This window comes from Halomonas sp. A11-A (assembly GCF_003182195.1).
Classification (GTDB): domain Bacteria; phylum Pseudomonadota; class Gammaproteobacteria; order Pseudomonadales; family Halomonadaceae; genus Halomonas; species Halomonas alkalicola.
The window spans coordinates 1-26,511 of record NZ_QGTM01000001.1; the positions used below are offsets into that span (position 1 = coordinate 1).

The following is a 26,511-nucleotide window of genomic DNA, read 5'->3' on the forward strand; positions in this document are numbered from 1 at the left end:
ATGACCTGCCTCCCTCAATAGTGGCTCTGTGTTGTTGCCCTACCTCAACATAACCCACGACGTTGAGGTGGGGCAGGTCAATCCATGATGTCTACTGGGAGATCGTGCTCGGCTACGTGGGGGCGGCGGCCACCAAGTCCATCGTCCTGGGGCTGATCGTGCTGGCCACCGCGCGGCTGTTCGTGCCCTACTCCATCGCGCATCCGCTGATGATGGTGCTCTTCCTGCTGCTCACCGCGGTCACCTTCAGTCTGCTGGGCTTCATCATCGGCATCTGGGCCGACGGCTTCGAGAAGCTGCAGCTGGTGCCGCTGCTGGTGATCACCCCACTCACCTTCCTCGGCGGCACCTTCTACTCCATCGACATGCTGCCGCCCTTCTGGCAGGCGGTGACCCTGGCCAACCCGGTGGTCTACCTGGTCAGCGGCTTCCGCTGGAGCTTCTACGGCATCAGCGACGTCAGCCCGGTGATCAGCCTCGCCATGATCCTGCTGTTCCTGACCGCGGCACTCGCGGTGGTGGAGCGGATCTTCCGCACGGGGTACCGGCTCAAGCCGTGATCGGGTATCGACTCGCGAGCCGGCCGGGTATCATCGCCGCCCTCGCCCACTCTCGCAGGAGGCCCCATGCCGATCCTCAACGCCATCGTCCATCGTATCGAGAAACCCGGTGACGCCACGGCCAGGCTGGTCGCGGCCGAGGCGACGCTGCCCCACACCGATACCCTGGACGCCCTGCTGGAGGGACTCAACAAGGCCTACCACGGCAAGGGCAAGGCGTGGGGCCACTTCGCCGTTGAAGGCACCGAACAGGCGTCGCCGCTGGCCGCGGAGCTGGCCGACTACCTGGCCGATGGCCGCGACTTCGTCGCCCTGACCCGGGCCATCGGCGAGCGCCTGACCACCCTGCTCGATGCCCACCTCTCGGTATCCGGTGACCTGGTCGTGCTGGAGACCCGATTCGGTGACGGGCACTTCCTCACCCTCGCCCTGCTCCACCACCGCGAAGGCTTCGCGGTGGACCCGCAGCTGGCCCTGGTGCCGGCCCGCCAGCTCAACCTGGCCCAGATGAGCCTGGCGGCCCGCATCGACCTCGCCCAGTGGCAGGCCGGAGACTCGCGACAGTACCTCTCCTGGACCCGCGACCGGGGAGGCAAGGCCCTGGCCGAAGGATTTGCCGCCCTGCTCGGCGCCGTGGAGGGCGTGGACGCCTCCGGCGAGACGCGCACCCTGCTCAAGGCGTTCAGCGACTACGTGGAGAAGGAGGACCTGGCCGAGGAAGCGAGCCGCGAAAAGACGTCTGCGCTGATCGACTATGCCAGCGACCAGGCCAGCCGCGGCGAGCCCATCACCCTGGAGGAGCTCTCGGAGGTGCTCGATGAGCAGCAGCCCAGGGCCTTCTATGACCACATTCGTCATGCCGACTACGGCCTCTCTCCGGAGATCCCGCCAGACCGCAAGACCCTCAACCAGTTTCGCCGCTTCACCGGCCGCGCCGCGGGGGTCTCGATCAGCTTCGATTCCCACCTGCTGGGCTCCAGCGTGGAGTATGACGAGGCCACCGACCGGTTGATCATCAAGCAGGTACCCAAGCAGCTGAGGGAACAGCTCAAGCGCCAGGGCTGAGCGCTCTCATCCTCCCTCTGTAGGCGATGGCTTACAGCCAATGTAGGCAATTGCTGGCACTTGCCGTCCACCGCTGGCAGCCCCGGGCTTTCAGGGCCAAGCTGCACCAGATAACCAAGCGATGAGGCCACGGTGCTCGTGACGAGCCCGGTACGCGAGGCATCTGGCATGCGGCAACTGGTCGGAGAAGCAGGTCTGCTGAACTGGCAGGCGGAGTTCAGGGACCCGGCACTGGAGGCACTGTTCAAGCGCTCGATCCTGGCACACCACGCCTGCCAGCTGCGCCTGGCACTGTGCCTGATCGCCGGGCTCTTCCTGGCCTTCGCCGTGGCGGACTACAGCGTGCTGGGGCTCGGGGGGGACTTCGCCACCCTGCTCATCGCTCGCCTGGCCACCGTGGCCGCCTGCCTGGCCGTAGCGCTGGCGGTGTGGCGCAGGCCGGCGGTGGCCCACCGGGTGCTGCCCATCAACCTGGTCAGCCTGCTGTGCCTCTCCGTCGTACTGATGACCATCCTGCTGCGCCCCATCCATACCGGCATCCACGTCGCCTCCCTGGTGGTGGCGAGCATGGCGTTCTACCTCTTCCTCCCAACCGGCTGCCCTGGATGCTGGTCGGCAACGCCTATCTGCTGGTCGGTTTCCTGACCGTTTCGCTGGTGGGCTCCAGCCTGCCACCGATGCTGGTGATGACCAGCCTGCTGCTGCTGCTGTTCGTCAATCTGCTGGGCTGGCTGACGATCCTCCATCTCAAGCGCCTCAAGCGCGAGCAGTTCGCACTCCTGCTGGAAGAGCGGCATATCAATCGCCGCCTCAAGGAGGAGATCCGCGAACGCAAGGAACTGGAGGCACGCCTGCGCTACATGGCCTGTACCGATGGCCTGACCGGCGTGGCCAATCGGCGGCATGTCTTCGAACTGGCCGGCCAGGAGCTGCGTCGTGCCCGGCGCGACGGCACGCCGCTGTCGATCTGCATGGTCGATGTGGACCTGTTCAAGCGGCTCAACGACCTCCACGGCCATGCCGTAGGCGACATGGTGCTCACCAGCGTGGCCGGCTGCTGTCGGTCGGTGCTGAGGGAGTGCGACATTCTCGGCCGCTACGGCGGCGAGGAGTTCGTGATCGTGCTGCCGCTGGCCGACCTCGCCACCGCGGCGGCCGTGGGCGAGCGGCTGCGCCGCAGGGTCAGCGGCCTGGCGCTGCCGATGCTGGGCCAGCAGGCCCAGCTGAGTGTCACCGTGGGCATCAGCCAGATCGCGCCTGGAGAGTCACGCCTTGACCCTGTGCTGCTGCGCGCCGACCGGGCCCTCTATGCCGGCAAGGCGCGCGGCCGCAACCGCGTGGTGGTGGCCGGCTCCCCCCCGAAGGGCAGGCACTTTGACTTCCCCACCACGCTGTGGCTGCCGGAGCTAGCCGCTATGCCAGATGCGGAGATAGCCACTGACGAAGCTGAGGCCCCTGTAGCAATCCCGGCTGACGAGCCACCTCCTGGCCGTTCCTGAACACGATCAGGGTGGGAATGCTGCGGATGCCGAAGCGCCCGGCCAGGGGCTGCTGGGCCTCGGTATCGAGCTTGGCGAAGCGCATGCGCGGCTCCAGTTCGCGAGCCGCCTCGGCAAAGATCGGCGCCATCATCTTGCAGGGGCCGCACCAGGCGGCCCAGAAGTCCACCACCACCGGCAGCTCGCTGCGCTCCACCAGGGCGCGGAAGTTGGCCGACGTCAGCTCGACCGGCTCGCCGGTAAACAGCGCCTGCTTGCACCGACCGCACTTCGGGCCGTCGTGCAGGCGCGCCTGGCTGACGCGATTGATGGCGCCGCAGTGCGGGCAGCCGAGGGTCAGGGCGTCGGACATGGGGGCTCCGGGTCGGGGTCATTGATCTCGACTATGGCACTTGGCTCCTCCCCCTTCAAGCGTCACCGCATCGTGCCGCGGGCCATGAAGCCTGCCATGCCCGACGAGGGCCGCCAGCGCCCCACGATTGCCGCCACCGCAGTGGCAAACGATGGGAGCCTGCTTGTCGGGAGCCACCTCGCCGATGCGCATCTCCAGGGTGCCGCGACTGACGTTCGTGGCCCCTTTCATGTGCCCTGCCTCGAACTCCTCCCTGTCACGCACAGGCGGTAGTGGCGCTGCTCGCCGGCGGCGGCATCCTGATCGCTCTCTGACATCCAACCTGACGGCCCTTCCGGCTCAGAACAGCCCCAGCTGGCGGTCGATCAGGCTGGCGAAGTCGTCGCCGACGAAGGGCAGGATGGCGTCGGCCACCGGCTGGAGCTGGCGGGCCAGGTAGTGGTCGGTGTCGATGGGCGAGCGGTGGGCCTCCAGGGGCTCGGGGCCGGCCAGGGTCATCACGTAGCGGATCCAGCCGCCGTGCTGGTACTGGCGCGGCCTGCCCAGGCGGTCGTTCTCGGCATCGGCGAGCCTGGCCGCCCGCACGTGGGGCGGCACGTTGCGGCGGTAGTCATCCAGGCGCCGGCGCAGCCGCTTGCGATAGACCAGCCGCTCATCGAACTCCCCCGACCGGGCCCGCGCCAGGAAGGCCTGAACGTAGTCGCGCACGTACTCCCGCCAGGGCTCGCCGGTGAAGACCCGCCGGTAGAGCTCCTGCTGGAACGCCTTGGCAAGCTCCGTCCAGTCGGTGCGCACCGTCTCGAGCCCCTTGAACACCAGCCGCTTCTGGCCCTCCGCATCCCGCACCACCCCCGCATAGCGCTTCTTGCTGCCCGCCTCGGCGCCGCGGATGGTGGGCATCAAAAAGCGCCGATAGTGGGTCTCGAACTGCAGCTCCAGGGCACTCGCGAGGCCATACGCCTCGGCCAGGTGCTCACGCCACCAGGCGTTGACCTGTTCCACCAGCCGATGGCCGATCGCGGCCGCCTCCGCTTCCTCGCAGGGGCGCCCCAGCCAGACGAAGGTGGAGTCGGTGTCACCGTAGATAACGGTATACCCTTCACCCTCGATCAGCTCCCGGGTGCGGTGCATGATGGCGTGGCCGCGCATGGTGATCGAGGAGGCCAGCCGCGCATCGAAGAAGCGGCACCCCTTGGAGCCCAGCACCCCATAGAAGCTGTTCATGATGATCTTGAGCGCCTGGGAGAGCGGCGCATTGCCGGCACGCTTGGCGGCCTCGCGCCCGACCCATACCCCCTCGACGATGGCCGGCAGGGCGTGGCGGGTGCGCGAGAAGCGCGCGCCGCGAAAGCCCGGCACCGAGGCGGCGTCCGAGGGGTCGGCGAGCCCCTCCACCAGCCCCGCCGGGTCGATCAGGAAACTGCGGATGATCGAGGGGTAGAGGCTCTTGAAGTCGAGCACCAGCACCGAATCGTAGAGGCCTGGGCGGGAGTCCATCACGAAGCCGCCCGGGCTCTCGGCGTCCTCTCCCTCGCCGAGGCTCGGCGCCACCAGGCCCAGGCGATGCAGCCGCGGCAGGTAGAGGTGGGTGAAGGCCGCCACCGAGCCGCCGCTGCGGTCGGCGGGCAGGCCGGTCACCGCGGCCCGCTCGAGCAGGAAGTCCAGCAGTTCGGCCCTGGCGAAGATCCGCGTGACCAGCTCGCAGTCCTGGAGGTTGTAGCGGGCCAGCGCCGGCTTGTCCTCGGCGAACAGGCGCAGGATCTCGTCCAGGCGCTGGTAGGGGTTGTCGATCGCCTTGCCCTCGCCGAGCAGTTCCCGGGCCACGCTCTCCAGGCTGAAAGAGGGGAAGTGCCAGGTGGCCGAGCGCAGCGCCTCGATGCCGTCGATGATCAGCCGCCCGGCGGTAGCGGCGAAGAAGTGGTTGGGCTGATGGCCATGGGCGCGCCATTCGAGCTCGCTGCCCCCGCGGCCGAGCCTGAGCGGCACGCCGAGCCGCTCGGCGTGGTCGCGCAGCACCCGCAGGTCGAACTGCACCAGGTTCCAGCCGATGATGGCGTCGGGGTCATGCTCGGCGAACCAGGCGTTGAGGCGCCGGAGCAGCTCGGCGCGACTCGCGCAGTACTCGAGCGCAAAGTCACGCTCGCCCTCCCCGCCGTTGGCCGGCCCCAGCATATAAACCTGGCGCTGCCCGCACCCCTCAAGGGCGATGGAGTAGAGCTCGCCCCGGGCACTGGTCTCGATATCCAGCGATACCGTGCGCAGCCGCGGGCGATAGGCCGGGGCCGGGCGCAGGCGCGCCTCCACCAGGCCGCCCTGTCCATCTACCTTGCCCGTGACCTCGACGGGGGCGGTGATAAAGCGCTCCATCAGGTAGCGCTCCGGCGGGCGGATATCGGCCTCGTAGAGCGCAAGGCCGGCCTCCCCCAGGCGCCGCTCGAGCCGGAGCAGCTGCCGGTACTGTTCGCAGTAGAGCCCCAGCACCGGGCGGTGATGGAAGTCGCGCAGCTCGAGTTCGCGCAGGGTGACGCCTGCTTCGCCGGCCAGCAGCGCCTCAGCCGCCGCGCGCTGCTCGACAGGCAGGAAGGCTACCGAAGGCTGCACCGGCAGGCGCACCTTGAGCGGCCCCTGGTCGGTGGCAAGCCACAGGGTGACCTCGGTGCCCCGGGGGGTCTCCTCCCAGTGGCGGGTCAGGATAAAGCCTTGATAGGTGATGCCCTCACCCCGGGTGCTGCCATGGTGCGTCAACTGCCCTACTCCAGACCCGCCAGCCGACGCAGGCCCAGGGTGGCCTCCGCCGTGGCCAGCCATGCCATCAGGCTGACATTTACCACCACGCAGCCCCACAGGATGGCACCAAAGGGCTGCTTGCGGGTCTTGTGGCGGAAGGCGCGTCGCGCCAACAGCGCCCCGGGCCAGCCCCCTGCCAGGGCCACCAGATGCAGGGTCGACTCGCGAATGCGGCGGCGATCGCGCCGCGCCGCCGCCTTGTCGATGCCGTAGAGGGCCGCGGCCACCAGGCTAGCCGACAGATAGAGCGCCATCAGCAGCAGCATGGGAGAGCCCACTTGGCGTGGCGCCGCCACGACTGCACCACCCGCTGTCGAGGGTCGCGGCGCAGGATAAGCGTATGAGGCCTCTGTGGCATGGTGCCTGTCTCCCTGTCGGCGGTCATTAAGGCCACCATTGTCCTATACAGCAGGGCCGGGCTCTACTGCCCGATCAGCACCTCGAGAACACCCTGCATGGCCTCCCTGATACCGGATCAATCGTAGTGCACCGCCAGCCATATGGTCGCCTCGTCCGGCACCTCATGGCCGCGCACCCGCTCCCAGAGCCAGGTGCGCCCGAAGGGGGCATAGACCAGCACGCCGATGCCGCGGTCACGGGCCAGGGGCAGGATGCGCTCCTCCATGAAGCGATTGTCGATGGCGTAGTCGATGCCGACGGTGTCCAGCGGCAGGCGCTCCTCGGGTCGCACATTGAACAGGCGCTGAAGGAAATCGGGCATCCAAAGGGCCCTTTAGGGCTCCTCTGACCTTAGCAGGCATCCACCGGGGCTTCTTTTCGGGCCCGCCCACACCCGCCTGTGTAACCCGACCCACACGGCGCCGACCAAAGTGCTAGGCCCCATGGGGCGGGGCTTGCTTAACATTGTCGACAGTCTCGCGTAGAATCGCGGCCATCCTGGATGGGGGTATTTGCACCCCCGATTCCCGTGCCAGAGGCATGTTTCGGCGAGGATGGTGCCGATTCGCGTCACTCTGGCTCCACTAGCAATGAGGGCCACACCGTGCTTGAAGCCTATCGCCAACATGTCGAGGAACGCGCCACCGAGGGCGTGCCGCCGAAGCCGCTGAACGCCGAGCAGGTCGCCGCCCTGGTCGAGCTGCTGAAGGCTCCGCCGGCAGGCGAAGAGGAGTTTGTCCTCGACCTGATCACCAACCGCGTTCCGCCGGGTGTTGACGAGGCCGCCTACGTGAAGGCCGGTTTCCTCACCGCCATCGCCAAGGGCGAGGCCGAGTCGCCGCTGATCGACAAGGTTCATGCCGTCAAGCTGCTGGGCACCATGCAGGGCGGCTACAACATCGCCACCTTGGTCGAGCTGCTGGACGATGCCGAGCTCGCCAAGGAGGCCGGCGAACAGCTCAAGCACACCCTGCTGATGTTCGATGCCTTCCACGACGTGGAAGAGCGCGCCAAGGCCGGCAACGCGGTGGCCAAGGAGGTCATGCAGTCCTGGGCCGACGCCGAGTGGTTCCTCGCAAAGCCCAAGCTGGAAGAGAAGATCACCCTCACCGTCTTCAAGGTGCCGGGCGAGACCAACACCGACGACCTCTCCCCCGCGCCGGACGCCTGGTCGCGCCCCGACATTCCGCTGCATGCCAACGCCATGCTCAAGAACGAGCGTGAGGGTATCGAGCCGGAGGAGCCGGGCGTCAAGGGCCCGCTCAAGCAGATCGAGGAAGTGAAGGCCAAGGGCTTCCCGGTCGCCTACGTGGGCGACGTGGTCGGCACCGGCTCCTCGCGCAAGTCGGCCACCAACTCCGTGCTGTGGTTCTTCGGCGACGACATCCCCTACGTGCCCAACAAGCGCGCCGGCGGTTTCTGCTTCGGCGGCAAGATCGCCCCGATCTTCTTCAACACCATGGAAGACGCCGGTGCCCTGCCCATCGAGATGGATGTCTCCAAGCTCGAGATGGGCGACGTGATCGACGTCTACCCCTATGAAGGCAAGGTGTGCAAGCACGGCACCGATGAGGTGCTGACTACCTTCGAACTCAAGACCCAGGTGATCCTCGACGAGGTGCGCGCCGGTGGCCGTATCCCGCTGATCATCGGTCGTGGCCTGACCGGCAAGGCACGCGAGTCGCTGGGCCTGGCGCCTTCCGACGTGTTCCGCCTGCCCGAGCAGCCCAAGGACACCGGCAAGGGCTTCACCCTGGCCCAGAAGATGGTGGGTAAGGCTTGCGGCATGGACGGCGTACGCCCGGGCATGTACTGCGAACCGAAGATGACCACCGTAGGCTCCCAGGACACCACCGGCCCGATGACCCGCGACGAGCTGAAAGATCTTGCTTGTCTTGGTTTCCAAGCCGATCTGGTGATGCAGTCGTTCTGCCACACGGCGGCTTATCCGAAACCGGTCGACGTGGAAACCCACCACACCCTGCCCGATTTCATCATGAACCGCGGCGGCGTCTCGCTGCGTCCGGGCGACGGCATCATCCACAGCTGGCTGAACCGCATGCTGCTGCCCGACACCGTCGGCACCGGCGGCGACTCCCACACCCGCTTCCCGCTGGGCATCTCCTTCCCGGCCGGCTCCGGCCTGGTGGCCTTCGCCGCCGCCACCGGCGTGATGCCGCTGGACATGCCGGAGTCCGTGCTGGTGCGCTTCAAGGGCAAGCGTCAGCCCGGCGTCACCCTGCGTGACCTGGTCCACGCTATCCCCTACTACGCCATCAAGCAGGGGCTGCTGACCGTGGCCAAGGCGGGCAAGAAGAACGCCTTCTCCGGCCGCGTGCTGGAGATCGAGGGCCTCGAGGACCTCACCGTCGAGCAGGCCTTCGAGCTCTCCGACGCCTCCGCCGAGCGCTCCGCCGCGGGCTGTACCATCACCCTCTCCGAGGAGAGCGTCGCCGAGTACCTGAAGTCCAACATCACCCTGCTCAAGTGGATGATCGCCAACGGCTACGGTGACGAGCGCACCATCAGCCGCCGCATCCAGGGCATGGAGGAGTGGCTGGCCAACCCGAGCCTGATGCGCGCCGACAAGGACGCCGAGTATGCCGAGGTCATCGAGATCGACCTCGAGGAGCTCAAGGAGCCGGTACTCTGCGCCCCGAACGACCCGGACGACGCCCGCCTGCTCTCTGAGGTGGCCGGCGAGAAGATCGATGAGGTCTTCATCGGCTCGTGCATGACCAACATCGGCCACTTCCGCGCCGCGGGCAAGCTGCTCGAGAAGCAGCCGGCCGGCAGCCTGAAGACCCGCCTGTGGCTGGCCCCGCCCACCAAGATGGACCAGCACCAGCTGACCGAGGAAGGCTACTACGGCATCTACGGTCGCGCCGGTGCGCGCATGGAGATGCCGGGCTGCTCGCTGTGCATGGGTAACCAGGCACGGGTGGCCGCCAAGTCCACCGTGGTCTCCACCTCCACCCGCAACTTCCCGAACCGCCTCGGTGACGGTGCCAACGTGTACCTTGCCTCCGCGGAGCTGGCGGCCGTGGCCGCCGTGGAAGGCCGCCTGCCCACCGTCGACGAGTACCGCCGCTACATGAGCGAGTTCGATGCCATGGCCGGCGAGATCTATCGTTACATGAACTTCCATGAGATCGAGGAGTATCAGAATGCCGCTTCCAACGTGATTCCCGTCACCCAGGAAGCCTGATACCCTTAGCTTCGACTCCGATGCTCGCAACATCGAATGGCCGCCTGCGCGGCGGCCTGAGCCGATGACAGAAGCGCCCCCAGCAGGGGCGCTTTTTTCATTGGAGGCCCCCATGGCGGCTTGCCAACACCCACCAAAGCCGTCCTGTCAGGGCGAACCGGCTGTGGCATCATCGAGGCATCACGCTTTCCCGCAACCCGAGCAAGGAGCCCCGACGTGAGCCATATCATCACTCCCGATATCTGCGACGCCCATCCCGAGGTCCGCGTCCTGGATCCGATCTTCATCAACTTCGGCGGGCGCGATGCCTTCTGCGGTCCGATCCGCACCGTGAAGTGCTTCGAGGACAACTCCCTGGTCAAGGAAGCGGTGGCCGAGCCCGGCGAGGGCGCCGTGCTGGTGGTGGACGCCGGGGGCTCCCAGCGCTGTGCGATGCTGGGCGACATACTGGCCGAGCAGGCCGCCGACAACGGCTGGTCGGGCGTCATCATGTACGGCTGCGTGCGTGACGTGGACGTGCTGGCCGAGACCGAGCTCGGCGTGCAGGCGCTGGGCGCCCACCCGCGCAGGAGCGAGAAGCGCGGCGAGGGCCAGCGCGACATCCCGGTGACCTTCGCCGGTGTGACCCTCTCGCCCGGCGAGTGGCTCTACGCCGACAACAACGGCATCTTGGTGGCCGATGCGCGCCTGCCGCTGGAGGGCTGAGGCCCGTCTTCTCCCTTACTCCCGGCGGGCGGCCCCTTGCCGCCCGCTGCCCGAGGGTGTCACCCTAGGGCCATGTCCATGACGCCGAACGCCCCATGCTGGCCCTCTCCCAGCTGAGCCGGGACGTGCTGCGCACCCTGCGCGAGCACCTGCGGCCGCTGATCGTCTACCACCTCTTCTTCATCCTGCTGGCCTCGCTGCTGCTGCTGCCGGCGGTGGCCTGGAGCCTGACGCGGCTGCTCGGCCAGTTCGGGCGCCCGGTGATCACCAACGCCGAGCTCATCGACATCCTGATGAGTGCCGGCGGTGCCCTCTGGCTGCTGGCCGCCACCGGCCTCACCTTCCTCGTGCTCTACCTGCAGCAGGCCGGGATGATCCTGGTGGCGGCGCGCCCCAGGGACAACCACGTGCGCCTGGCCTTCGAGGCGCTCTGGTGGACTCTACGCCGCCTGCCGCAGCTGGCGGCCCTGGTGGTGGTCCAGGTGGGCAGCCACCTGCTGCTGGTCACTCCAGTGGCCTTTGCCATCGCCTGGCTCTATGGCACCTTCCTCGGCGGGCTGGACCCCTACTACGTGCAGCGGGTGCGCCCCCCGGCGCTGTGGCAGTTCCTCGCCATCGGCCTGCCGCTGGTGGTGGTCTGGGCGGCCATCGCCGCGACCCTCTACTTCCGCTGGATCCTCGCCCTGCCGCTGGTGGCGCTGGAGGGCCTCTGGCCCCGCCAGGCGCTCCAGCGCAGCCACCGGCTGACCCATGGCCGCAAGGGCCCCATCGCCCTGGCGGTGATCGCCCTGCTGCTGGTCATCATCGCCCTGCCGCTGCTCGCCACCCTGCTCTTCGACCGGCTCTTCACGCCGATGCTGGGGTGGCTGCCCGAGCGCAACGCCGTGCTGGTGCCGGCCACCCTGGCCTACCTCACCGCCTACGTGCTGGTGACCCTGGCCATCACCTTCGTGGGTATCGCCGCCAACGCCCTGCTCTCCGCCTGCCTCACCCTGCGCCTGGCCCACCGCGAGCCGCGCCCCGCGCCACCGCCCAAGGGCGCCCACCCGGGGCGACTGGCCTGGGCGCTGGAGATCGGGGTGATCGCCTTCGCCCTCTCCCAGGCGTGGCTGATCGTCAACAGCTTCGAGCTGCGCGACGAGGTCGCCAACATCGCCCACCGCGGCAGCTCCATGGCCGCCCCGGAGAACACCCTGGCAGCGGTGGAGCGGGCGATCCAGGACGGCGCCGACTATGTGGAGATCGACGTGCGCCTCACCGCCGACGACGAGGTGGTGCTGTTCCACGACCGCAGCCTGACCCGCCTGACCGGCGATCCGCGTAACCTCGGCGAGCTGACCCGGGAGGAGCTGGCCGTCTTCGACGTGGGCAGCTGGTTCGGCGATGCCTTCCAGGGAGAGCGCATCCCGGGGCTCGACGAAACCCTGGCCGCGGTGCGCGGTCGCAATGCCCTGATGATCGACATGAAGCCGGACCCCGGCCGCGAGGTGGCCCTGGTGGAGGGAGTGATCGCCACCCTGCGCGAGGAGTCGGCCCGACGCCAAGCCTGCCACGACGAGGCCGCGGACGCCGAGGCGGCGGCAGCCTGCGGAAGCGTGGACGTGATCGGAGAGACCCGTGTGGCCACCATGTCGGCGGCCCTGGTGGAGGAGATACGCGCCCGGGAGCCCGAGCTCAGGGTGACCCTGCTGGCCCAGCTGATCCTGCCCGGCACCCTGAACCGGCGCGGCTTCGATGCCCTGGGGCTGCGCCATAATCGCATCAGCCAGGCGGAGGTGCGCCTGGCCCGCGACCACGGCTACGAGATCCACGCCTGGACGGTCAATGACCCGGCGCGGATGTCGCAGCTGATCGACCTGGGCGTCGACGCCATCATCACCGACCGCCCCGACCTGCTGGCGACCCTGCTGGCCGAGCGCCGCGAACTCAGCGACGGCGAGCTGCTACTGATCAAGCTGCGCAACTGGCTACGCAGCTAGTCGCAAGCCACAAGCAGTACCCGCCAGCGCCTAGAAATCATCTTGTCGCTGGCCAAAGGCCACCGGGGTTCCTTGTGGCTTGCTCCTTGTAGCTGATCAATCCCCCATCACGATGCCTTCTCTGCGCGGGTCGGCCCCGCCGAAGAAGCCCGTCTCGGTGCGCTGGATCGCCTGCAGCCCGCTGACCAGCTCACGCTCGCTGACCTCGTGGCCACGGGCGTTGAGCGCCTCCAGGGTCGCGGCCGGGAAGCGCCCCTCCTCCAGGAATACCGGCCCGCCCAGGGTGATGGCGTGAGGCAGGTTCAGCGCCTCCTGGGCATCCAGTCCCCAGTCGAGCATCGCCACCAGCGCCTTGGCGGTGTAGTGGATGATCGCCGCCCCGCCGGGGGAGCCGAGGCTCGCCACCAGCTCGCCGCGGCTGTCGCCGTCCCGCGCAAAGACCAGGGTCGGGCTCATGCTGGAGCGCGGCCGCTTGTTCGGCTCCACCCGATTGGCGATGAGATTACCCGCCTCGTCCTCCGGGGTGAAGGAGAAGTCGGTCAGCTCGTTGTTGAGGAGGTAACCGCCGGCAAGGCCGGTGCCGCCATCGGCGAGGATCCGCGAGCCGAAGGCGGCCTCGATGGTGGTGGTCATGGCGATGGCGTTGCCGTGCTCGTCGACGATGCTGATGTGGCTGGTGCCGTACTCCGGCTGCTCGGGCTGGCTGGCCCAGGCGGTCGCGAGCTCGCCCGGATTGCCGGGCTCAGCGCCGCCGCTACCGAGGCTCTCCTCGCCGATGAGCCCCGCACGCAGCGCCAGGTAGTCGGGGGCAAGCATCACCGACCAGTCGCCGCCGGGGGCCTCCACGAAGTCCGGGTCGGCGATGTATCTGCCCCGATCGGCGAAGGCCAGCCGCGACGCCTCGAGGAACTGGTGCAGCCAGGGCTCGCCGGGCACGCCCTCCTCCAGGGGCGTCTCCACCTCGGGCAGGTGCTCCAGGATACCGAGGATCTGCATCACGGTGAGGTGGCCCGAGGAGGGCGGCGGGAAGCCGCAGATCTCGTAGCCTTGCCAGGCGGTGCAGAGCGGGGCGCGCCGCTTCGCCTCGTAGCCGGCCAGGTCCTCCGCGGTGATGGCGCCAGCGCGACTGTGGTGGCCCTGCACCCGGGCCACCAGGTCCTCGGCGATCGGCCCCTCGTGCAGGGCCCGGCTTCCGTGCTCGGCGATCTCGCGCAGGATGGCGGCCAGGGCCGGGTTCTTCAGCGTCACCCCCGCCTCGAGCGGCTCGCCGTTCGGGTAGTAGAAGGCGCCGCCCAGGGGATCGTCACGCAGCGGCTGCTCGCTTTCGAGGCTGGTGGCCAGTCGCGGGCTCACCGCGAAGCCCTCCTCGGCCAGCCGGATCGCCGGGCCGAAGAGCTCCGCCCAGGGCAGCCGACCATGCTCGGCGTGGGCCAGCTCCAGCATGCGCACGGTGCCGGGCACCCCCACCGAAAGTCCGCTGGCGGCGGCCTCCATGAAGGGCAGCGGCTCGCCCTCCTCGTCGAGGAAGAGCTCGCCGTCGACGGCGGCCGGCGCGGTCTCGCGGCCGTCATAGGCGGCCACCTCGTCCCCGTCGTGGTGCATCAAAAAGGCGCCACCGCCGATCCCGCTGGACTGAGGCTCCACCAGGGTCAGCACCATCTGCACCGCCACCGCGGCATCGATGGCGCTGCCGCCGGCCCTGAGCACCTGGTAGCCGGCGTCGGTGGCCAGCGGGTTGGCGGCGGCCACCGCGAAGCGCTCGGTGGCCCAGCCGGGCTTCTCCTGGCTCTCGGAGGCGACCTCGGGGGCGATGGCGGGCAGGTCGTACTGGAAGGCCACCTCGGCCTGGGCCGCCAGCGGCAGGCCCAGCAGGGCGGCGGCGATGGCCGGCACCAGCAGGCGGCGGCGGAAGGGAACGACGGGCAGGTTCATGGACAGGCTCCTTGTCACGATGGGGTCAACGGGAGACTGTCATCATAGACGAAAGACGCCCGGCTGACGGAGGTCGACCGGGCGAGAATAACCTATCAATGTGTTGCGCGGGCTGACCTGGCGACAAGCCCCGCAACGCCGGACCGACGAGGAGGCGCTGTGACCCCCTATATGGTCTCCTACCGGCTTGCCCCCAGCGCCCTCGCAGGCGTTGTGCTGAGCCGGTCTAGCGCTCAGCCCAGGGTTTCCCCGGCAAGCATGAACCAGGTCTCCAGCACCGCATCCGGGTTGAGAGAGACGGAGTCGATGCCCTGTTCCATCAGCCACTTGGCGAGGTCCGGGTGATCCGACGGGCCCTGGCCGCAGATGCCGACGTACTTGCCCTGGGCCTTGCAGGCCTGGATGGCCATGGCCAGCAGCTTCTTGACCGCCGGATTACGCTCATCGAAGAGGTGGGCGACGATACCGGAGTCGCGATCCAGCCCCAGGGTGAGCTGGGTCAGATCGTTGGAGCCGATGGAGAAGCCGTCGAAGTGCTCGAGGAACTCGTCGGCCAGCAGGGCGTTGGCCGGCAGCTCGCACATCATGATGACCTTGAGGTCATGCTCGCCGCGCTTCAGGCCGTTGGCGGCGAGCAGCTCGACCACCTGACGGGCCTCGTCGGGGGTGCGCACGAAGGGCACCATGATCTCGACGTTGGTCAGGCCCATCTCCTCGCGGACCCGCTTCAGCGCCCGGCACTCCAGCTCGAAGCAGGGACGGAAGGTCTCGGAGATATAGCGGGCGGCGCCGCGGAAGCCCAGCATGGGGTTCTCTTCGCCGGGCTCGTAGAGCTTGCCGCCGATGAGGTTCTCGTACTCGTTGGACTTGAAGTCCGACAGGCGCACGATCACCCGCTGGGGGTAGAAGGCGGCGGCCAGGGTGCTGATGCCCTCGACCAGCTTGTCGACGTAGAAGTCCACCGGGCTCGCGTAGCCGGCAATGCGCATGTCGATGGTCTGCTGCAGGTCGGCGGGGAGGCGGTCGTACTCGAGCAGCGCCCTGGGGTGCACGCCGATCATGCGGTTGATGATGAACTCCAGGCGCGCCAGGCCGACGCCGGCATTGGGCAGGCTGGCGAAGCCGAAGGCGCGGTCGGGGTTGCCGACGTTCATCATGATCTTGAAGGGGATCTCGGGCATGGCGTCGACGCTGGTCACGCTGCGGTCGAAGGCCAGCAGCCCCTCATAGACGTGGCCGGTGTCGCCCTCGGCGCAGGAGACGGTGACGTCGCGGCCGTCGGCGAGCACCTCGGTGGCATCGCCGCAGCCCACCACGGCGGGAATACCGAGCTCGCGGGCGATGATCGCCGCGTGGCAGGTACGCCCGCCGCGGTTGGTGACGATGGCCGAGGCACGCTTCATGATCGGCTCCCAGTCGGGATCGGTCATGTCGGTAACCAGGACGTCTCCGCTCTGCACCTTCTCCATGTCCTCCGGGGAGAACACCACCTTGACCGCCCCGCGGCCGATGCGCTGGCCGATGGCACGGCCGGCCACCAGGGTGCGGCCCTTCTCCTTGAGCTGGAAGCGCTCCAGCTTGCCCCCCTCCTGCTGGGAGACCACGGTCTCCGGGCGGGCCTGGACGATGTAGAGCTCGCCGTCGTCGCCATCCAGGGCCCACTCGATGTCCATGGGGCGCTGGTAGTGCTGCTCGATGGTCACCGCCTGGCGGGCCAGGGCCATCACCTGCTCGTCGCTGATGCAGAAGCGGCCACGATCCTTGAGCGGCACGTCCACGGTTTCCACCGACTTGCCGGCGCTGGCCTCCTGGCCATAGACCATCTTGATCAGCTTGGAGCCCAGGTTGCGGCGCAGCACCGCCGGGCGGCCGGCGGCCAGCGTCGGCTTGTGCACGTAGAACTCGTCGGGGTTCACGGCGCCCTGCACCACGGTCTCGCCGAGGCCCCAGGAGGCGGTGACGAAGACCGCATCGCGGTAGCCGGACTCGGTGTCCAGGGTGAACATCACCCCGGACGCGCCGGTCTCGGAGCGCACCATCTTCTGGACGCCGGCGGAGAGCGCCACGTTCTCGTGGGCGTAGCCGCGGTGCACCCGGTAGGAGATGGCACGGTCGTTGAACAGCGAAGCGAACACCTCGTGCACCGCGCGCTTGATGTTGTCGAAGCCCTCGATGTTGAGGAAGGTCTCCTGCTGGCCGGCGAAGGAGGCGTCCGGCAGATCCTCGGCGGTGGCCGAGGAGCGCACCGCCACCTTGAGGTTGGGATGCCGGGCGAGGAGCCGGTCGTAGGCGCCGCGCAGGTGCTGTTCGAAGGCGGGCGGCAACGGCGTGTCGATGATCCACTGGCGGATCTCGGCGCCGGTGCGGGCCAGGGCGGTAACATCGTCCACGTCCAGGGTGGCAAGCGCGGCGTTGATGCGCTCGTTGAGGCCTTCGTGGGAGAGGAATTCGCGGTAGGCGTGGGCAGTGGTGGCGAAGCCGCCGGGCACGGTGACCCCGGCGCCGGCCAGGTTGGAGATCATCTCGCCGAGGGAGGCGTTCTTGCCCCCGACGCGCTCCACATCGTCCATGCCCAGCTCTTCGAACCACAGAATGTAATCGTCCACGGAACCCCCTTGGCTTTCGACGACAGGTGGTCATGCCAGGAGGCATGACGGGATGGTCGGCACTCTACCAAGCGGGGGCCATATTCGCCATTGGTCTAACAGCGAAGACACTGGAGGATTTTTACAAAAATGGGCCCTTTTCGCGGATTCCTGTAGTCGACTAACCAAGTGGCCGGACGGCCGACGCTTGTGGCAGGCGGCGCGGGCACCGACAATAGGCACCGCGTCTTCCACTACCTTTATCTCTCCATTTACCGCGATGACACCGCCATGACCCGTACCGCCTTCTTCATCTCCGATGGCACCGGCATCACCGCCGAGAGCCTGGGCCGCAGCCTGCTGGCACAGTTCGAGAACGTCGAGATCCGCATGGTCACCAAGCCCTACATCGATTCGGTCGAGAAGGCCATGAACCTGGTGGAGGTGATCAACGGCACCGCGGTCCGCGATGGCGAGACCCCGATCATCATCGACACCATCGTCGACAGCACCATCCGCGACGTGATCCGCCAGGCCGAGGGCTTCAAGGTCGACATCTTCTCGACCTTCCTGGAGCCCCTCGAACAGGAGCTCGCCACCCGCTCCAGCTATAGCGTGGGGCGCACCCACGCCATCGGGCAGGACGAGGTCTACATGGACCGCATCCACTCGGTGCACTTCGCCCTGGACAACGACGACGGCGCCCGTACCCACCAGTATGATAAGGCTGATGTGATCCTGGTCGGGGTCTCACGCTGCGGCAAGACCCCCACCTCGCTCTACCTGGCGCTGCAGTTCGGCGTCCGCGCCGCCAACTACCCGCTCACCGAGGATGACCTCGACGAGGATGGCGTCCTCAAGCTGCCGAAGGCCCTGGCGCCCCACCGCCACAAGCTGTTCGGGCTGACCATCGACCCGCGCCGGCTGGCGGCGATCCGCCACGAGCGCCGACCCAACAGCCGCTACAGCTCCATGGACCAGTGCATGCAGGAGGTCGGCCAGGCGGAGGGGCTCTACCGCCAGCTGCATATCCCCTTCATCGACACCACCCGCTTCTCGGTGGAGGAGATCTCCACCCGCATGATCGCCGAGATGGGCCTGACCCGCCGTTTCTCGCCGCGCTAACGCACCACCCCTGCTCTTCTCAGCCGGGCGATATCGTCCGGCGTCAGCCCCATCCCGGCCAGGATGGCATCGCTGTCCTGGCCGAGACGCGGCGGCGCCACCTCGCTGGTGGCGGATTCGCCATCGAAGCGCAGGGGATTGCCCACCTGGGGGACCTCAAGCTCGCCGCGCCGGAGGGTGCGGCGCATGGCGCGGTGCTGCACCTGGGGATCGTCGAACACCTCGGTGAGGGTGTTGATGGGCCCGGCGGGAATGCCGCGCGCCTCCAGCTCGGAGAGCCACTCGTCCCGACCGCGGGTCATCAGGATCGCCTGGATCATCGGCACCAGCACCTCGCGGTTGCCGACCCTCGCCGCGTTGGTGGCGTAGGCCGGGTCATCGGCCCACTCGGGGTGGCCGAGCAGGCGGGCGAAGCGGGCGAACTGGGCGTCGTTGCCCACGGTGAGCACCAGGTGACCATCGGCGCAGGCGAAGGCCTGGTAGGGGACGATATTGGGGTGAGCGTTGCCGTGGCGTTCCGGGTCGCGGCCCGAGACCAGGGCGTTGAGGGCCTGGTTGGCGAGCGTCGCCACCTGGACATCGAGCAGGGCCACGTCCACATGGCGCCCGACCCCGGTGCGCTCACGATCCTGCAGCGCCGCCAGCACCCCCACGGTGGCGTAGAGCCCGGTCGTGACGTCGGTGATCGCCACGCCGGTCTTCATCGGCATGCCGTCGGGCTCGCCGCCGAGGCTCATCAGTCCGCCCATGGCCTGGATCATGAAGTCATAGCCGGCGCGATGGGCGTAGGGGCCATCCTGGCCGAAGCCGGTAATCGAGCAGCCGATCAGCCGCGGGTTGAGGGCCTTTAAGCTCGGGTAGTCGAGGCCGTACTTGGCAAGCCCGCCCACCTTGAAGTTCTCCAGCAGGATATCGGCGCCCTCGGCCAGCCGGCGCACCAGCGCCTGCCCCTCCTCGGTGGCGATATCCACGGCCAGCGACTGCTTGCCACGGTTGGCGCAGAGGTAATAGGCGGCGACCTGCTCCAGGGCATCGCCCTCGGCAAGCCACGGCGGCCCCCAGCCGCGGGTGTCGTCGCCGCGCTCGGGGTGCTCGATCTTGATCACCCGGGCGCCCAGGTCGGCGAGCAGCTGGCCCGCCCAGGGGCCGGCCAGCACCCGCGACATGTCGAGCACCGTAATGCCTTCCAGCGGTCCACTCATCGTGAGCTCCTTGCTACCGTGTACCGATTAGTGGCACCACTCGGGGCTGCCCCGGCGTCAGGACTTCGAGGAGGCGCTGTGAATACCTCCCTGTACGCTACCTCGGCCATCCCTGGTCCTCGGACCTCCTCTACGCCCTGCCCCCGGCGCCCCGCGTTTTCATCCGCCTTTTATCAACCGGTAAAGGCCTGCAGGCCGGTCTGGGCGCGCCCCAGGATGAGGGCGTGGACGTCGTGGGTCCCCTCGTAGGTGTTGACGGCCTCGAGGTTCATCACATGGCGAATCACGTGGTACTCGTCGCTGATGCCGTTGCCGCCGTGCATGTCGCGGGCCACCCGGGCGATGTCCAGCGCCTTGCCGCAGTTGTTGCGCTTGATCAGCGAGATCGTCTCGGGCACCAGCTGGCCGTCGTCGATCATGCGCCCCACGCGCAGCGCCGCCTGCAGGCCCAGGGTGATCTCGGTCTGCATGTCGGCGAGCTTCTTCTGGATCAGCTGGTTGGCAGCCAGCGGGCGGCCGAACTGCTTGCGCTCCATGGTGTAGTCGCGTGCCGCATGCCAGCACGCCTCGGCCGCGCCCATGGCGCCCCAGGCGATGCCGTAACGGGCGCGATTAAGGCAGGAGAACGGGCCCTTGAGGCCGGTGACGTTGGGCAGGCGTTGGTCGTCGGAGACCTCCACGTCCTGCATGGCGATCTGGCCGGTGATGGAGGCGCGCAGGCTGAACTTGCCCTCGATCTTGGGCGCGGAGAGCCCCTTCATGCCCTTCTCGAGGATGAAACCGTTGATCACGCCCTCGTCATCCTTGGCCCACACCACGAAGACGTCGGCGATGGGGGAGTTGGTGATCCAGGTCTTGGTGCCGTTGAGACGCCAGCCGCTGTCGGTGCGGGTGGCACGGGTGATCATGCCGCCCGGGTCAGAACCGTGGTCGGGCTCGGTGAGGCCGAAGCAGCCCACCCACTCGCCGGTGGCCAGCTTGGGCAGGTACTTCTCGCGCTGGGCCTCGCTGCCGAAGGCGTGGATGGGGTACATCACCAGGCTCGACTGCACGCTCATGGCGCTGCGGTAGCCGGAGTCGACCCGCTCCACCTCGCGGGCGACCAGGCCGTAGCTGACGTAGTTGAGCCCGGCGCAGCCGTAGCCGTCGATGGTGGAACCCAGCAGGCCGAGCTCGCCCATCTCGTTCATGATCTCGCGGTGGAAGATCTCGTGGCGGTTGGCCTCCAGCACCCGGGGCAGGAGCTTCTCCTGGCAGTAGTCGTGGGCGGTCTGGTAGACCATGCGCTCGTCTTCGCTGAGCTGGTCGATCAGACGGAAGGGGTCTTCCCAGGTGACGGGAGTGATCTGGCTCATGGGGAGGGCTCCGTGGCGTTGGTGATGAGCAATTTCTACATTTTCAACAAATGTAGACCACGAGACCCCGCCTGCCAAGCATAAAAAAGGCCCCCCGAAGGGGGCCAGGTGGAGCACGCCAGCTCACTCGTGGATCGCCAGGTGGTTCAGCGATCATGCTCAACACGATGCGAACGGCGGGCCACATACGACAATATCCCTTAAATATTAAGGGTTTATATTTAAAAAACTCCAGCAGGGGCCGCGCCACGTCCTTAGAGGCCATGCCGCACTGCACCATCCAGGCGCCCCGCGGGGGGCGAAATGCGCCATGGCGAGGCACAGTGCCACGTCAGCTCACCCCTCCCCCCTGGCGCTCCTGTTCGCTGAGTGGCGCCATGGTGATGCGCGTCCATGTCACCCGCGGCCACGTCGAGCACGACCCGGCGATCCGGGTGGAGGCCTACCGCCCGCCGCAGCGAGGGTGATTTGTCGCCATCGCTGCCCTTCCGTACACTTGTTCGAATATCCCCATCCCGACGATCTGCCGAGGCATGACCCATGGCGTTTGATTCCACCTCCACCTACGTGGCCACCGAGGCCCTCAAGCAGGCGGTCAACGCCGCCGTGACCCTGGAGCGCCCGCTGCTGATCAAGGGCGAGCCGGGCACCGGCAAGACCCTGCTGGCCGAGGAGCTGGCCCGCTCCCTGGGCACGCGGCTGATCACCTGGCACATCAAGTCCTCCACCAAGGCCGCCCAGGGGCTCTACGAGTACGACGCGGTGAGCCGCCTGCGCGACTCCCAGCTGGGCGTCGAGGGCGTGGAGAACGTCGCCAACTACATCAAGCCCGGCAAGCTGTGGGAGGCCTTCACCGCCGACGAGCGCGTGGTGCTGCTGATCGACGAGATCGACAAGGCGGACATCGAGTTTCCCAACGACCTGCTCCAGGAGCTGGATCGCATGGAGTTCCATGTCTTTGAAACCGGCGAGACCATCCAGGCCCGCCACCGCCCGATCATCGTCATCACCTCCAACAACGAGAAGGAGCTACCCGATGCCTTCCTGCGCCGCTGCTTCTTCCACTACATCGAGTTCCCCGACCGCGCGACCATGCAGGCTATCGTCGACGTGCACTTCCCCGACATCGCCCCGAAGCTGGTGGGCGAGGCGCTGGAGGTGTTCTTCGCGCTGAGGGAGGCCCCGGGCCTCAAGAAGAAGCCCTCCACCTCGGAGCTGGTGGACTGGCTGAAGCTCTTGATGGCCGACGAGCTGGCCCGGGAGGCGCTCTACCAGCGCGACCCGGTGAAGGCGATCCCGCCGCTGGCCGGGGCGCTGGTCAAGAACGAGCAGGATACCCAGCTGCTGGAGCGGCTGGCGTTCATGATGCGCCGCCAGGGCAACGCGAGGCGCTGACCCATGTTCATCGGCCTGTTCGAGACCCTGAAGCGTGCCGGGGTGCCGGTGTCGCTGCGCGAGCTGCTCGATCTCCACGCCGCGGTGGAGCGTGGCGTGGTGTTCGCCGACATGGAGGCCTTCTACCGGCTGGCGCGCACCGTGATGGTCAAGGACGAACGCCACTTCGACCGCTTCGATCGCGCCTTCGCCGCCTGGTTCGAGGGGCTAGAGAACCTCGACGCCGCCATCGAGGCGCTGATTCCGGACGACTGGCTGCGCCGGGAGTTCGAGAAGCAGCTCTCCGAGGAGGAGAAGGCGCAGATCGACTCCCTGGGCGGGCTCGAGAAGCTGATCGAGACCTTCAAGCAGCGCCTCGCGGAGCAGAAGGAGCGCCACGCCGGTGGCAACAAGTGGATCGGCACCGGCGGCACCAGCCCCTTCGGCGCCTACGGTTACAATCCCGAAGGCATCCGCATCGGCCAGGAGGGCTCCCGCCACCGCCGGGCGGTGAAGGTGTGGGACGAGCGGCGCTTCCGCGACTACGACGACTCCCTGGAGCTTGGCACGCGTAACATCAAGATGGCGCTGCGAAGGCTCAGGAAGTTCGCCCGTCAGGGGGCGGCGGAGGAGTTCGACATCGACGCCACCATCCGCGAGACCGCGCGCGACGCCGGCCTGCTCAACGTGCAGATGCGCCCGGAGCGCCACAACGCGGTCAAGGTGCTGCTGCTGCTGGACGTAGGCGGCTCCATGGACGACCACATCCGCACCTGCGAGGAGCTCTTCTCCGCGGCGCGTTCGGAGTTCAAGCACCTGGAGGCCTACTACTTCCACAACTGCCTCTATGAGGGGGTGTGGCGCAGCAACGCACAGAGCCAGTCGCGTCGTCACACCGAGCGCATCCCGACGATGGACGTGCTGCACACCTACGGCGAGGACTACCAGGTGGTGATCGTCGGCGATGCCGCCATGTCGCCGTACGAGATCACCCACCCAGGGGGCAGCGTCGAGCACTTCAACGACGAGGCCGGCGCGGTGTGGCTCAGGCGCCTGGTCGACACCTTCCCCCGCCTGGCCTGGCTCAACCCCATGCCGCGGCACGCCTGGGAGTTCACCCACTCCACCCAGCTGATTCGCCAGCTGATCGACGACCGCATGTACCCCATGACCCTCGAGGGGCTGGAGAGCGCCATGCGGGAGCTGGCAAAGTAGGGAGGCAGGGAGTGGGCGGTACGCTGCCCTCAGGCCTCGCCGTCGGTGGCGGTGCCGAGCCGCACCTCGTCGTCGATGCCGGCCATGCGCACCAGGGCCAGCGCCTCGTCCAGGCTCGCGACCTCCTCGACCCTCATCAGCTCGCTGTCCAGGCTCACCGCCTTGCCGGTCTTCTCGGAGAGCAGCCGCTCCAGGGTGGCGACGTCCATGCCCTCCTCCAGCCGCATGGCATCGACGCCGGCCGAGGCGTGCCCGCTGGGCAGGTAGATGGTGCCGTTGGAGAAATCGACCGCGTAGGCGACCACGCCGGGGACGATGAAGAAGAGCAGGCCGACGCCGTTAGCGATCGCCACCACCGGGTCGATGCGACCGCTCTGCTGGCCCTTGCGCTCGGGGTGGAAGACGGTACCGCAGCCCACCAGGGCGGTGATGGACACACCGAGGAGAAGGCCGGTCAGGCCGCGACGGAGAGCGGGAGTCATGCGGAATTCTCCATGGAAAAAGGGAGCCGTGGCGCCGAGCGAGGACATGCGTGGCTCGGCATCACCTGACAAACCAGCGAGAGTCTACCACACCCCGCCCGCAGGCCCAGTCGCGGGAAAACCCGACGGGTGACGCCCTTTTCACAGTCGCTTTTGCCGCCTCCCGCGCTTGGCCGTACAATGCGCCCATTCGCCGCCACGACGGCGGCCCGCCATCTGCTGACCGAGGAACCCCGGGACCCATGCGCGCCACTCAACTGCTGATCGCCACCCTCAAGGAAACCCCCGCCGACGCCGAGGTCATCAGCCACCAGCTGATGCTGCGGTCGGGAATGATCCGTCGCCTCACCTCCGGCCTTTATACCTGGCTGCCGGTGGGCCTGCGCACCCTGCGCAAGGTCGAACAGATCGTGCGCGAAGAGATGGACCGTGCCGGCGCCCAGGAGGTGCTGATGCCGGCGGTGCAACCGGCCGAGCTGTGGCAGGAGTCTGGCCGCTGGGAGCAGTACGGCCCGGAGCTGCTGCGCCTCAAGGATCGCCACCAGCGCGACTACTGCGTCGGCCCGACCCATGAAGAGGTGATCACCGATCTGGTGCGCCGCGAGATCGCCAGCTACAAGCAGCTGCCGGTCAACTTCTACCAGATCCAGACCAAGTTCCGCGACGAGATTCGTCCGCGCTTCGGGGTGATGCGCTCCCGCGAGTTCATCATGAAGGATGCCTACTCCTTCCATGTCGACGAGGCCTCCCTGAAGGAGACCTACCAGGCGATGTACGATGCCTACACCCGCATCTTCACCCGCCTGGGCCTCGAGTTCCGCCCGGTGCTGGCCGACTCCGGCGCCATCGGCGGCGACCGCTCCCACGAGTTCCACGTGCTGGCCGACTCCGGTGAGGACGCCATCGTCTTCTCCAGCGACTCCGACTACGCCGCCAACATCGAGAAGGCCGAGGCGCTGCCGGCGCCGCTGGGCACCACCCCCGAGCGCGCCGCCCCCACCGAGGAGCTGCGCCTGGTCGACACCCCCGATGCCCGCACCATCGCCGCCCTGGTGGAGCAACACGGCCTGCCCATCGAGAAGACCATCAAGACGCTGATGGTCCACGCCGCCGAGGGCGGCCTGATCGCCCTGCTGGTGCGCGGCGACCATGAGCTCAACGCCATCAAGGCCGAGAACCTCCCGGAGGTGGCCGAGCCGCTGACCATGGCCAGCGAAGAGGAGATCTGCGCCGCGGTGGGCGCCGGCCCCGGCTCGCTGGGCCCGGTGGGCCTCGAGATGCCGATCATCGTGGATCGCAGCGTGGCGCTGATGAGCGACTTCGGCGCCGGCGCCAACGTCGACGGCAAGCACTACTTCGGCATCAACTGGGAGCGTGACGTCGCCCTGCCCCAGGTCGCCGACCTGCGCAACGTGGTGGAGGGCGACCCCTCCCCTGATGGCCATGGCATTCTCTCCATCAAGCGTGGCATCGAGGTGGGCCACGTCTTCCAGCTGGGCCGCAAGTACAGCGAGGCGATGGACGCCAACGTGCTCGGCGACGAAGGTCGCGCCCTGCATCCCTGGATGGGCTGCTATGGTATCGGTGTGACCCGGGTCGTGGCCGCCGCCATCGAGCAGAACCACGACGAGGCCGGCATCATCTGGCCCGACGCCATCGCCCCCTTCCAGATCGCGCTGGTGCCGATGAACGCCCACAAGTCGCAGCGAGTCCGCGAGGAGTCCGAGAAGCTCTACGAGACGCTTACCGCCGCCGGCTTCGAGGTGCTGCTGGATGACCGCGACCTGCGCCCGGGCGCCAAGTTCGCCGACCATGAGCTGATGGGCCTGCCCCACCGCCTGGTGGTCGGCGATCGTGGCCTGGACAAGGGTGAACTGGAGTACAAGGGACGCCGTGACAGCGATGCCACCATGGTACCGGCCGAGCAGATCCTCGACTTCCTGCGCGAGCGCATCAGCCCCTGACGCGCGCCGCCGCGTGAAGCGCGCCATCGCGCTCGCCGCGCTCTGCCTGGCCGCCGCCTCCACGGCGGCGGCCAGCGACGACAGTTTCCTGGCCGCCCTGGGCGCCGACCGACGCCCCCTGGTGGTCCAGGCGCTGCCCCCCACGCCCGCCTCCCTGCGCTCCACCCTCGACGACAGCCTCGCCACGCCCCGCGACCCGACCGAGATCTGGGCGGCGCGTCAGTGGCAGAGCGCCATGGCGCCCTCGCTGGCACGCTTCGTCAAGGACGAGGCCCGGCGCGGCGAGCTGCTGCAGCGGGTCTACCTGGAGGCGCGCCTGGCCAACCTGCCGCCGGAGCTGGTGCTGGCGGTGATCCAGGTGGAGAGCGCCTTTCGCGCCGACGCGGTCTCCTCCGCCGGGGCCGTGGGGCTGATGCAGATCATGCCCTTCTGGGTCCGCGAGCTGGGCCTGCCCGCCGACGACCTCAAGGACCCGTGGCGCAACCTGCGCTACGGCACCACCATTCTGGCCCACTACCTGGCGGTGGAGCGCGGCGACTTCACCCGGGCACTGGCCCGCTACAATGGCAGCCTGGGCCAGACCTGGTACCCGGAGCGGGTGATGCGCGCCTGGCAGCGCCACTGGCGCGGGCCCGCGGAGAACGGACGGGTCACCGTGCAGCGCTGACGCTGCAACGCCCCCGCCGCAAGGAACCAAGGAAGGAGTCACCATAGCGCCGCAGG

22 protein-coding genes and 1 pseudogene are annotated in these 26,511 nt (G+C 68.1%); 13 read left to right on the forward strand and 10 right to left on the reverse strand.

The window, feature by feature from the left end; genetic code table 11:
* Window positions 1-92: 92 nt before the first annotated feature.
* The 4 genes and pseudogenes from DER72_RS00005 to DER72_RS00020 all read left to right on the forward strand — a co-directional run.
* A pseudogene (locus tag DER72_RS00005) lies at window positions 93-560 on the forward strand (ABC transporter permease); the annotation flags it as partial.
* Between the two features lie 66 nt (window positions 561-626).
* Complete coding sequence (yejK, locus tag DER72_RS00010; RefSeq protein WP_110067964.1) at window positions 627-1,625, forward strand: nucleoid-associated protein YejK; 999 nt, start codon at window positions 627-629, stop codon at window positions 1,623-1,625.
* 168 nt (window positions 1,626-1,793) lie between these two features.
* Window positions 1,794-2,270, forward strand: coding sequence for a hypothetical protein (locus DER72_RS00015; RefSeq protein WP_110067965.1), 477 nt, complete (start codon window positions 1,794-1,796; stop codon window positions 2,268-2,270).
* Window positions 2,231-3,124 (forward strand): GGDEF domain-containing protein, encoded by an 894-nt coding sequence (locus DER72_RS00020; protein WP_110067966.1) that lies wholly within the window; start codon window positions 2,231-2,233, stop codon window positions 3,122-3,124. Before DER72_RS00015 ends, DER72_RS00020 begins: the two co-directional genes overlap by 40 nt.
* On the opposite strand, the gene trxC is transcribed toward DER72_RS00020, so the two are convergent.
* The 5 genes from trxC to DER72_RS16100 all read right to left on the reverse strand — a co-directional run bounded on the left by trxC (window position 3,039) and on the right by DER72_RS16100 (window position 6,984).
* Window positions 3,039-3,476 carry a thioredoxin TrxC gene (trxC, locus tag DER72_RS00025; protein WP_110067967.1) on the reverse strand — a complete coding sequence of 146 codons (438 nt, stop codon included), beginning with the start codon at window positions 3,474-3,476 and terminating at the stop codon, window positions 3,039-3,041. The genes DER72_RS00020 and trxC overlap by 86 nt on opposite strands.
* An 18-nt stretch (window positions 3,477-3,494) precedes the next feature.
* Entirely contained in the window at window positions 3,495-3,740 is a 246-nt protein-coding gene (locus DER72_RS00030; RefSeq protein ID WP_258306125.1) for a rhodanese-like domain-containing protein, read from the reverse strand.
* Between the two features lie 75 nt (window positions 3,741-3,815).
* Complete coding sequence (locus tag DER72_RS00035; protein WP_258306126.1) at window positions 3,816-6,221, reverse strand: DNA polymerase II; 2,406 nt, start codon at window positions 6,219-6,221, stop codon at window positions 3,816-3,818.
* A 5-nt stretch (window positions 6,222-6,226) separates the two neighbouring features.
* On the reverse strand, window positions 6,227-6,529 hold the full coding sequence (locus DER72_RS00040) for a DUF1294 domain-containing protein (RefSeq protein WP_110067969.1): 303 nt from the start codon (window positions 6,527-6,529) through the stop codon (window positions 6,227-6,229).
* Window positions 6,530-6,738: 209 nt separating this feature from the next.
* Window positions 6,739-6,984, reverse strand: coding sequence for a hypothetical protein (locus DER72_RS16100; RefSeq protein ID WP_181395570.1), 246 nt, complete (start codon window positions 6,982-6,984; stop codon window positions 6,739-6,741).
* A 282-nt stretch (window positions 6,985-7,266) separates the two neighbouring features.
* On the opposite strand from DER72_RS16100, the gene acnB reads away from it, so the two are divergent.
* From acnB to DER72_RS00060, 3 genes are all read left to right on the forward strand, one after another.
* Entirely contained in the window at window positions 7,267-9,870 is a 2,604-nt protein-coding gene (acnB, locus tag DER72_RS00050; protein ID WP_110067970.1) for a bifunctional aconitate hydratase 2/2-methylisocitrate dehydratase, read from the forward strand.
* A 216-nt stretch (window positions 9,871-10,086) separates the two neighbouring features.
* Complete coding sequence (gene rraA, locus DER72_RS00055; RefSeq protein WP_110067971.1) at window positions 10,087-10,575, forward strand: ribonuclease E activity regulator RraA; 489 nt, start codon at window positions 10,087-10,089, stop codon at window positions 10,573-10,575.
* A 95-nt stretch (window positions 10,576-10,670) separates the two neighbouring features.
* The gene (locus tag DER72_RS00060) at window positions 10,671-12,554 is read left to right on the forward strand and encodes a glycerophosphodiester phosphodiesterase family protein (protein ID WP_110067972.1); all 1,884 of its coding nucleotides are present in this window, start codon (window positions 10,671-10,673) and stop codon (window positions 12,552-12,554) included.
* A 96-nt stretch (window positions 12,555-12,650) separates the two neighbouring features.
* Here DER72_RS00060 and ggt read toward each other — a convergent pair whose 3' ends face one another.
* Both ggt and ppsA read right to left on the reverse strand, forming a co-directional pair.
* A complete protein-coding gene (ggt, locus tag DER72_RS00065; protein WP_110067973.1) occupies window positions 12,651-14,486 on the reverse strand; it encodes a gamma-glutamyltransferase in 1,836 nt (611 codons plus the stop codon).
* Between the two features lie 233 nt (window positions 14,487-14,719).
* Window positions 14,720-17,092, reverse strand: coding sequence for a phosphoenolpyruvate synthase (ppsA, locus tag DER72_RS00070; RefSeq protein WP_110067974.1), 2,373 nt, complete (start codon window positions 17,090-17,092; stop codon window positions 14,720-14,722).
* A gap of 270 nt (window positions 17,093-17,362) precedes the next feature.
* Here ppsA and DER72_RS00075 point away from each other — a divergent pair, with 270 nt between their 5' ends.
* Window positions 17,363-18,196 carry a pyruvate, water dikinase regulatory protein gene (locus tag DER72_RS00075; RefSeq protein WP_110067975.1) on the forward strand — a complete coding sequence of 278 codons (834 nt, stop codon included), beginning with the start codon at window positions 17,363-17,365 and terminating at the stop codon, window positions 18,194-18,196.
* On the opposite strand, the gene DER72_RS00080 is transcribed toward DER72_RS00075, so the two are convergent.
* Together DER72_RS00080 and DER72_RS00085 are read right to left on the reverse strand one after the other, a co-directional pair.
* The gene (locus DER72_RS00080; RefSeq protein WP_110067976.1) at window positions 18,193-19,398 is read right to left on the reverse strand and encodes a CaiB/BaiF CoA-transferase family protein; all 1,206 of its coding nucleotides are present in this window, start codon (window positions 19,396-19,398) and stop codon (window positions 18,193-18,195) included. The two genes, DER72_RS00075 and DER72_RS00080, sit on opposite strands and share 4 nt — an antisense overlap.
* Before the next feature lie 173 nt (window positions 19,399-19,571).
* On the reverse strand, window positions 19,572-20,753 hold the full coding sequence (locus DER72_RS00085; RefSeq protein ID WP_110067977.1) for an acyl-CoA dehydrogenase: 1,182 nt from the start codon (window positions 20,751-20,753) through the stop codon (window positions 19,572-19,574).
* A 323-nt stretch (window positions 20,754-21,076) separates the two neighbouring features.
* Between DER72_RS00085 and DER72_RS16105 the strand changes: the two genes are divergently transcribed.
* From DER72_RS16105 to DER72_RS00095, 3 genes are all read left to right on the forward strand, one after another.
* Window positions 21,077-21,220, forward strand: a complete 144-nt coding sequence (locus DER72_RS16105; RefSeq protein WP_181395571.1) for a hypothetical protein — start codon at window positions 21,077-21,079, stop codon at window positions 21,218-21,220.
* A 73-nt stretch (window positions 21,221-21,293) separates the two neighbouring features.
* The gene (locus DER72_RS00090; RefSeq protein WP_110067978.1) at window positions 21,294-22,148 is read left to right on the forward strand and encodes a MoxR family ATPase; all 855 of its coding nucleotides are present in this window, start codon (window positions 21,294-21,296) and stop codon (window positions 22,146-22,148) included.
* Between the two features lie 3 nt (window positions 22,149-22,151).
* On the forward strand, window positions 22,152-23,342 hold the full coding sequence (locus DER72_RS00095; RefSeq protein ID WP_110067979.1) for a VWA domain-containing protein: 1,191 nt from the start codon (window positions 22,152-22,154) through the stop codon (window positions 23,340-23,342).
* A 29-nt stretch (window positions 23,343-23,371) separates the two neighbouring features.
* Here the strand turns inward: DER72_RS00095 and DER72_RS00100 are convergent, their stop codons facing one another.
* Window positions 23,372-23,824 carry a hypothetical protein gene (locus DER72_RS00100; protein ID WP_110067980.1) on the reverse strand — a complete coding sequence of 151 codons (453 nt, stop codon included), beginning with the start codon at window positions 23,822-23,824 and terminating at the stop codon, window positions 23,372-23,374.
* Between the two features lie 242 nt (window positions 23,825-24,066).
* On the opposite strand from DER72_RS00100, the gene DER72_RS00105 reads away from it, so the two are divergent.
* The gene (locus tag DER72_RS00105) at window positions 24,067-25,788 is read left to right on the forward strand and encodes a proline--tRNA ligase (protein ID WP_110067981.1); all 1,722 of its coding nucleotides are present in this window, start codon (window positions 24,067-24,069) and stop codon (window positions 25,786-25,788) included.
* A gap of 13 nt (window positions 25,789-25,801) precedes the next feature.
* Window positions 25,802-26,455, forward strand: coding sequence for a lytic transglycosylase domain-containing protein (locus DER72_RS00110; protein ID WP_309064146.1), 654 nt, complete (start codon window positions 25,802-25,804; stop codon window positions 26,453-26,455).
* The last annotated feature ends 56 nt before the right edge of the window (window positions 26,456-26,511 follow it).

Excerpts from the sequence above, each read along its gene's own strand:
- DER72_RS00020 (WP_110067966.1), top strand. The coding sequence starts at position 2,231 with ATGCTGGTCGGCAACGCCTATCTGCTGGTCGGTTTCCTGACCGTTTCG.
- DER72_RS00075 (WP_110067975.1), top strand. The coding sequence starts at position 17,363 with ATGACCCGTACCGCCTTCTTCATCTCCGATGGCACCGGCATCACCGCC.
- DER72_RS00015 (WP_110067965.1), top strand. The coding sequence starts at position 1,794 with ATGCGGCAACTGGTCGGAGAAGCAGGTCTGCTGAACTGGCAGGCGGAG.
- yejK (WP_110067964.1), top strand. The coding sequence starts at position 627 with ATGCCGATCCTCAACGCCATCGTCCATCGTATCGAGAAACCCGGTGAC.
- DER72_RS00095 (WP_110067979.1), top strand. The coding sequence starts at position 22,152 with ATGTTCATCGGCCTGTTCGAGACCCTGAAGCGTGCCGGGGTGCCGGTG.
- DER72_RS00040 (WP_110067969.1), bottom strand. The coding sequence starts at position 6,529 with ATGCTGCTGCTGATGGCGCTCTATCTGTCGGCTAGCCTGGTGGCCGCG.
- trxC (WP_110067967.1), bottom strand. The coding sequence starts at position 3,476 with ATGTCCGACGCCCTGACCCTCGGCTGCCCGCACTGCGGCGCCATCAAT.
- ggt (WP_110067973.1), bottom strand. The coding sequence starts at position 14,486 with ATGAACCTGCCCGTCGTTCCCTTCCGCCGCCGCCTGCTGGTGCCGGCC.
- DER72_RS00085 (WP_110067977.1), bottom strand. The coding sequence starts at position 20,753 with ATGAGCCAGATCACTCCCGTCACCTGGGAAGACCCCTTCCGTCTGATC.
- DER72_RS16100 (WP_181395570.1), bottom strand. The coding sequence starts at position 6,984 with ATGCCCGATTTCCTTCAGCGCCTGTTCAATGTGCGACCCGAGGAGCGC.
- DER72_RS00060 (WP_110067972.1), top strand. The coding sequence starts at position 10,671 with ATGCTGGCCCTCTCCCAGCTGAGCCGGGACGTGCTGCGCACCCTGCGC.
- DER72_RS00080 (WP_110067976.1), bottom strand. The coding sequence starts at position 19,398 with ATGAGTGGACCGCTGGAAGGCATTACGGTGCTCGACATGTCGCGGGTG.
- DER72_RS00100 (WP_110067980.1), bottom strand. The coding sequence starts at position 23,824 with ATGACTCCCGCTCTCCGTCGCGGCCTGACCGGCCTTCTCCTCGGTGTG.
- DER72_RS00105 (WP_110067981.1), top strand. The coding sequence starts at position 24,067 with ATGCGCGCCACTCAACTGCTGATCGCCACCCTCAAGGAAACCCCCGCC.
- DER72_RS00090 (WP_110067978.1), top strand. The coding sequence starts at position 21,294 with ATGGCGTTTGATTCCACCTCCACCTACGTGGCCACCGAGGCCCTCAAG.